Origin of the sequence: Shewanella sp. YQ_9, assembly GCF_043103185.1 — a bacterium.
Classification (GTDB): domain Bacteria; phylum Pseudomonadota; class Gammaproteobacteria; order Enterobacterales; family Shewanellaceae; genus Shewanella; species Shewanella algae.
The window spans coordinates 1-2,046 of sequence record NZ_JBICJO010000003.1; the positions used below are offsets into that span (position 1 = coordinate 1).

2 protein-coding genes are annotated in these 2,046 nt (G+C 49.8%); both read right to left on the bottom strand.

Translation table 11 applies throughout. From position 1 onward, the window contains the following. Positions 1 to 289: 289 nt before the first annotated feature. Positions 290 to 577, bottom strand: coding sequence for a hypothetical protein (locus tag ACF8D4_RS01110; RefSeq protein ID WP_335919123.1), 288 nt, complete (start codon positions 575 to 577; stop codon positions 290 to 292). Positions 578 to 690: 113 nt separating this feature from the next. Beyond that, entirely contained in the window at positions 691 to 1,671 is a 981-nt protein-coding gene (locus ACF8D4_RS01115; RefSeq protein WP_392468231.1) for a hypothetical protein, read from the bottom strand. Positions 1,672 to 2,046: the final 375 nt, after the last annotated feature.

Below are 2,046 nucleotides of genomic sequence, written 5' to 3' on the forward strand. Positions count from 1 at the left end.
AAAAAAACCTTTTATCCCAGTGGCATACAGGCCTGATGAGGGGGTATTCAGTACCACGAGGGTAAACGAATAGTCGGTATTACTACGGACTATTCGCGTGCAGGGGCACACCCCCCTCACGGGGCTGTACCCCCTTCCGCTCCCGTGCGCATAAGGAGCACAAGAAGAAAGTCCTCTAGGTGATGAGATAAACCCACCTAGAGGACTGGATGTCAGCGGGATACAGAGATTCCACTGTACAGTTATCGTTGTACAAGAAAGCGCTGATAAAAACGCTTGTCTACGACCGTCAAGCCTGAGAAGCGCTGAAAGTTACGCTGCCCTCCGGGCTGTCTAGCAGGGGCTTAGATAAAGCGTCACCCGTGGGGGCATCCCCCACACCCCCTTGAGACACGATCGCATCATAGATTTTGAGAGCAGAAACACACGTCTCAAGCTCAGACTGGAGCTGTTCAAAGAGACAGCCAGCAGAAACGCTTTGCCCCTGCTCATGCAGCATAAGACCAGCAAGAGCTATCTGCTCGAGAGAAGCAAGTTTGTTACAAACAAAGTGAGGGTTACAATCAGTGATATGCATAATCAACTCCATACAGTTGGTTGTGTTAGTCCAGGTGCAGAGCTGCAACTCCGTGCCTGGGCGCCCATCGGTTACGGCGGGTCCCTTCCCGCTTAAAGCGGGGCCCTACCCACCTAGACCGCAGGGCTGGGGCTCTGAGAGGATGACCCCTCAGTAGAATCCTGATTACAGGAATCAAAACGATTGTTCTCAGAAGGTGAGGCATAGCGATTGAAAGCAGCCTCAAAATAACGAAGAACGGTAGCCTTAGCACCCGGCCCAAGCTGAGCAGACAGCTCAGCCAGATACTGTAAATCAGGAGAGGCAGCAAGCCTGCGCTCAAAAACATCCAGAGTAAGCGCGTAATCCTTACGCTCAGACTGCCAAGGAACACAACCCTCGTTAACCCAAGGGAGCACAACCCTATCAGAGGGCAAGTCTACGAGCTTAGGTGAGGCATGAGCATAAAATATAGTTTCAGGCATGAGAGCATCGTATAGAGAGCAGTTAAAGTCCTTACGGAATGTTAGCTCAATACGAGTTGTAGGTGGTAATGACTCCCCCCTCTTTTCCAGAGCTTCGGCCTGCTTGTCATAGACCCGCGCGCTAACGCGCGCATTAGAACGATGGCCAACGTACCAAGTACCAGTTAGCTGGCCATCAGAAGTGCGGGAGGAGTAGAGACGAGTAACCCGTAGAGCCTTTCGCCCAAAATTAAAATAATCATCAGGATAACGAGACTCAAGAGAACGAAGCACAGGGGGGCAATCAGTGAACAGGTCAACAGTAGCATCAAGCCTAGAAACATTATGAGGAACCTCACCAAGGACATTGAGATAGTCCCGATAAATCTCATGCCGGCGAAGCCAAGAGAGCGCGCCACCGGAAGCGGAGGCACTATGAAAGGCCTTACTAGCAGTAAGCTGCAAAGTACCATCACCGACACGATAGGTAGCCTTAGAGGGAGCACCAGGCGTGCCCTGACCCTTGTCAGAGGACAAAATAGGGCACATGTGATGAAAAAGAAACAAAACAAGGCGATCTATAAAAGACTCAGACGGGTGACAGGTAACAGTAAGCCAATCACAAAAAACATCACTCCTTGAATAAGTCATCCTGAAGCTCCCCATAGCCCGCATTTAGCTTTTTAACCTGCTCATCAAGTATTGAGGCAAACTCCCCCCGATAACGCTTAGAATCAGCCTCAGAACCATCCTGAGAGGCCTTAACAAGCTTAGCCATAGGCACGAGAGGGGGGAGGATGTCACCAAGCAGAGCGCTTATGAAAGCGGAGCGAGAAACACCCAGCTGAGCCGCCACAAAATCAAGCTGATTAAGAGTAAGAGGCGGGAGACTCACAGTCACCCGACGAACACCAGTTGCCATTTTAGATCCTCATCAATAGGTATGAACTAAAGACAGAATAGGTATGAACTAAAAGAATTGCAATAGGTATGAACTAAAAAAGTAGAAAAAGAATAACTGAACAG